General features: G+C 68.1%; 4 protein-coding genes. 2 read left to right on the top strand and 2 right to left on the bottom strand.

The genetic code is table 11. The features are described 5' to 3' along the window. Nucleotides 1-1,463, bottom strand: a 1,463-nt coding sequence (gene gndA, locus M3E84_RS12345) for an NADP-dependent phosphogluconate dehydrogenase (protein ID WP_259896576.1), incomplete at its 3' end; no start/stop codon positions are given. 363 nt (nt 1,464-1,826) lie between these two features. On the opposite strand from gndA, the gene M3E84_RS12340 reads away from it, so the two are divergent. After that, on the top strand, nt 1,827-2,648 hold the full coding sequence (locus M3E84_RS12340; protein ID WP_259896575.1) for a hypothetical protein: 822 nt from the start codon (nt 1,827-1,829) through the stop codon (nt 2,646-2,648). Between the two features lie 80 nt (nt 2,649-2,728). Continuing rightward, nucleotides 2,729-3,019 (top strand): hypothetical protein, encoded by a 291-nt coding sequence (locus M3E84_RS12335; protein ID WP_259896574.1) that lies wholly within the window; start codon nt 2,729-2,731, stop codon nt 3,017-3,019. A gap of 480 nt (nt 3,020-3,499) precedes the next feature. Here M3E84_RS12335 and M3E84_RS12330 read toward each other — a convergent pair whose 3' ends face one another. Continuing rightward, the gene (locus M3E84_RS12330; protein ID WP_259896577.1) at nt 3,500-3,757 is read right to left on the bottom strand and encodes a helix-turn-helix transcriptional regulator; all 258 of its coding nucleotides are present in this window, start codon (nt 3,755-3,757) and stop codon (nt 3,500-3,502) included. Nucleotides 3,758-3,915: the final 158 nt, after the last annotated feature.

The following is a 3,915-nucleotide window of genomic DNA, read 5'->3' as shown; positions in this document are numbered from 1 at the left end:
GGTCTCGTGGGCTCGGAGATGTGTTTAAGTGACAGGCTCCACAGCGTGTGGAAGGCGCCCTCTGCATCGGTGCGCAGGTAGGTGTGCGCACCGAAGTAGTCCCGCAGGCCCTGGGTCAGGGCGGCGTTGGAACGGGGGCGGCGCAGGCCGTCGTAGTACGACAGCGACGAGGCGAAGACCGGGGCCGGGATGCCGCGGTTGGTGGCCTCCACGACCACGCGGCGCCACGACGGAAGGTACTCGGCAATGACATCGCGGAAGGCCGGGGCGAACAGGAGGTTGCGCGGGGCGGTCTCCTTGTCCTTGTAGGCGGCCATGATGTCCTCGAGCAGCTCCGCGCGGATGATGCAGCCGGCGCGCCACAGTGAGGCGATGACGTCGAGCTGCAGGTCCCAGTCGTGCTCGGCCGAGGCGGCGTCCAGCATCTCCAGGCCCTGGGCGTAGGCCACGAGCTTGGAGCAGTACAGGGCGCGGCGGACGTCCTCGATGAAGGCGGCGTCATCCACGGTGCCGGGCTCGGGAACCCCTGCGGCCAGGGTCTCCTGAGCCTCAAGGCGGGTCTCACGAGCCGTGGAGGACAGCGCGCGGGCGAAGACGGACTCGGCGATGCCGGTGACCGGCGAGCCCAGCTCGAGGGCGGCCTGCACGGTCCAGGTGCCGGTGCCCTTCATGGCGGCGGCATCCACGATGACGTCGACCAGGGGCTTGCCGGTGCGGGAGTCGACCTGCTTGAGGACCTCTGCGGTGATCTCGATCAGGTAGGACGACAGCTCGGTGCTGTTCCACTGCGTGAAGATCTCGGCCTGCTGTGCCGGCTCGATGCCCCCGACCTGGCGCAGCAGCTCGTAGGCCTCGCCGATGACCTGCATGTCGGCGTATTCGATGCCGTTGTGGACCATCTTCACGAAGTGCCCGGCGCCATCGGTGCCGATCCAGGCGCAGCAGGGCTTGCCGTCCCCGGGGGCGTCCGCGGCGATGGACTCGAGCATGGGGCCCAGGGAGTCGTAGGACTTCTGTGAGCCGCCCGGCATGATCGACGGGCCGTTGAGCGCGCCCTCCTCACCTCCGGAGACACCGACGCCCACGAAGTGCAGGCCCTTCTCCGCAAGCGCCTGCTCGCGGCGGATGGTGTCCGGGTAGTGCGAGTTGCCGCCGTCGATGATGATGTCGTCCTCGTCCAGCAGTGGGACGAGCTGCTCGATCACGGAGTCCACCGGGGCGCCGGCCTTGACCATGATGAGGATGCGGCGCGGCTTCTCGAGCGAGTCCACGAGCTCCTGCATGGACTCGGTGCGGATGAAATCGCCCTCGTCGCCGTGCTCGGCGATCAGGGCATCGGTCTTGCCGACCGAGCGGTTGTGCAGGGCCACCGTGTAGCCGTGATGCGCGAAGTTGCGCGCGAGGTTGGCACCCATCACCGCGAGTCCGGTGACGCCGATCTGAGCTTTCTTCTCTGCAGTCATGGGCCTCAGCCTAGTCCGGGGGCCGGACAGCCCTCCATGGGTACCGCTTGTTGCCCGCGCCCGGATCTGGCGCGGCGCAGCGCCGCCGGCCTAGCCTCAGCAGATAGATGAGACACAGGCCGCGCGCCTGCTCGACGGGCCGCGCGGGGCGCGCCTGTGCTTGGAGCTGGCGGAGATCCACTCCGAAGAGGTGGCCCTGCTCGTATGGGAGCTCGCAGCACGGTTCGATCCGAACCGAGGCACCTGGCAGATGATGCCGCTCCTGGAGGCCGAGCCGGATGCTGCGAGCGCACCGCAGGAGCTGCGGGCGGTGCAGGATGTGCAGGAGGCCAGCATTCCTGCGCTGATCTCGGCGCTCGGTCGGTGCCCCTCGGGATCCTGTCACCGACGAGCACCCAGAAGGCCTTCGGCGCCGCGGTCAATGCTGCCCGGTACTGGCAGGAGCCCGACGGCGAGGATCTGCTCGCAGCCGATCCCGCGATCCAGACGGCGCTGCGCCCCCTGGCCCACGAGCTGACGGTGGTTCCCGAACTGAGCTGGTGGAGCCAGGATGCGCTCCAGCAGCAGAGGCTGATCGCATGGGATGACCCCGATCTCTCGCACGGAGGCCAGGGGCCCAGCCTTCAGGAGTGGGCCCGCTCCACGCGCGCTGAGGAGCTCCAGGCCCAGTGGGACAGGCCCGCGGACCCGCAGGCGAACATCTCCGGGACCTGGTGGTCCACGCCCGTGATCTTGCGACGCTCCGCCGTCGGGCGGATCCCCGAGACCCTGGATCTCGTGGAGGACGGCTTCGGGTGGGAGGCCGCCGACGTGGCGGCGGTGGGCCTCCCGGGTCGTGTCCTGGAGATCCGATGCGCCGAGGACTGGTTGCTGCTGTGCCGGACGCATCCACTGGAGGTCAGCGCCTCCCGCCGTAACGATGGGTATCGGGCCACCGGGAGGGTGGGGCGGTGGGTGATCCCCGACTGGAGCGCAGTGGCGCAGGAGGCGGATGGCTTCCACCTCCCAGCCGTCGCCTACCTGGAGCTCGCCGGACGCGGGCTGCCGCTGGGCGACGGCCGATGGACGGTGATCGCCGGCTGGGATCCCGACGCGACCTTCTGGCTGCGCGGGGATCCGGTGCCCACGGAGCCTGCCGAGCACTGGGTCCGAGACCCCGAGGACGATCGCTGGCACCGCGGCTGATGCGCTCTTTGCAGGTCGGCTGACTCCCCCCGACTCGCCAGGCAGAGTGGAGCCAGCAGCTCTGCGATAGCCTTCAGCACGTGGCCCATCCGAACTGGACTCTGCGCCGCCCTGACCCGCACGATGCCGACGGTCTCGCCCGGGTGCACAACGAGTGCTGGCGCGAGGCCTATGGAACGCTTCTGCCTGCCGACTTCTATGACGACTCAGCGCTGGACGCAGTCGTGGGCTCTGAGCCCTGTCAGCTGTGGGTGGCCCGGGACAATCGGCGCGCACAGGCCTTCTACCGACGCAACGGCTTCGTGCCGGATGGAGCCGAGAAGCAGGAGGATCGCGCCGGCGACCTGTGGGTGATGCGCTTGGTCCGCTAGGCGAGGCTCGGTGTGGAAGCAATGGAGCGTTGTGGGAACAGGCGACCTCGGGTCGAGAGGCTGGTTTCCGCGTGGAATCAAGGGGTTTGCGCGGATGCAGAGTCCGACGGCGAGGCCGACGACCCGTTGATCGGCGCGTCGGCGGAACCAAAGAAACGACCTCGAACACGCCTGACCGACGAGGAAGTGGACGCTATGCGAACAGCCCGCGCACAGGGCATCAGCGTGAACGCCGTGGCTCGTCAGTTCGGGGTGCACCGGGGCACGGTGTGGGCGAAGACGCGGTGATGAACCCGACGGCGACGCGGGAGTTGAACTGACCTCGACCCCCTCGCGCCTCGAATCTCGGCGGGGCGTTCTGCCGCATAAAATCAACGATCTACGGCGTCTAGATTGTGGATAACTTCACCGTAGTACCCCGACATACACGTTGCTTAGCACTTTCGTTAGCACTTTTCAGCACTGCCGGGGCTCCGTGATTCACCGTTCCGAGGCGGCCGTGGGCGGCCCGTAGCGTCGGTATCGGGCGGGAGTGACGCCGACGTGTCGTTGGAAAATTTCCGCGGCGTGGCCTCGGCTGTTCCACCCGACGCGACCTATCGCCACGGTCACGGGTACTTCGGTCTCGCGCAGCAGCCGGGCCAGCTCTGCGACGCGAAGCATCGTGAGGTATCTGTGCGGGGTGCTGCCGTAGGCGTCCTCGAAGACGCGCACCAATTGCTTATCCGATAGGTGCACGTGCTCACAGAGCAGGGCCAGGTTCCACCGCTTCGCTATGTTTCCGCGCAGCAGCGCTTCGACCGCGAGGGCTTCTCTGCGGGCGGGCCGAAACTCTCGCCATCGTGCGGGGCTCTCGACTGATCGCGGTCGCTGATGGACGGGAACGGGCAACGCAT

The sequence above is a fragment of the Kocuria sp. p3-SID1428 genome (assembly GCF_025149945.1).
In the GTDB taxonomy this organism is placed as follows: Bacteria; Actinomycetota; Actinomycetes; order Actinomycetales; family Micrococcaceae; genus Kocuria.
The sequence above is the reverse complement of the archived record's forward strand: the minus strand, read 5'-3'. Positions and strand labels throughout refer to the sequence as shown.